Origin of the sequence: Mesorhizobium sp. M7D.F.Ca.US.004.03.1.1 (genome assembly GCF_003998635.1) — a bacterium.
In the GTDB taxonomy this organism is placed as follows: domain Bacteria; phylum Pseudomonadota; class Alphaproteobacteria; order Rhizobiales; family Rhizobiaceae; genus Mesorhizobium; species Mesorhizobium loti.
Map to the genome: position 1 here is coordinate 1 of NZ_RZQG01001881.1, position 385 is coordinate 385.

1 protein-coding gene is annotated in these 385 nt (G+C 56.1%); it reads left to right on the top strand.

Going from position 1 to position 385, the window contains the following annotated elements:
- Window positions 1–70 precede the first annotated feature (70 nt).
- Window positions 71–331, top strand: a complete 261-nt coding sequence (locus tag EN935_RS40505; protein WP_127374471.1) for a hypothetical protein — start codon at window positions 71–73, stop codon at window positions 329–331.
- The last annotated feature ends 54 nt before the right edge of the window (window positions 332–385 follow it).

Consider the following 385-nt stretch of genomic DNA (forward strand, 5'->3'; position numbering starts at 1 on the left):
TCATCTAGCCTCATGAAACTGCGGTCCGCTCCCGGTCTCGACCGGGAGGCCCAGATTGCGGAGAATGGAGATGCACACTCGCTATCAAATACCGGCACATTCCTCGCCAAAATCCGGCAAGCTCGAAGCCGTTCTGTGCCTGTTCGATGATCCGGCCAAGGTGGTCAACCATCCACGTCTCAGCCGTCGAGAGAGAGTAGATCTCCAAACGAGCAATGAAGCATTGATTTCTGCGTTGCCACAGTCGCCTGGAGCTGTGGAGGATGAAGCGCTCATAAACAAGCAAACTATGCCTACACTTTGGCAAGAGCCAAGTCTCGGCCTGCGCTGATCCTCAACTCTCTCAGCCGGGCGGTCTTGGCATCTCTGGCCTGGCGTTCGGCAT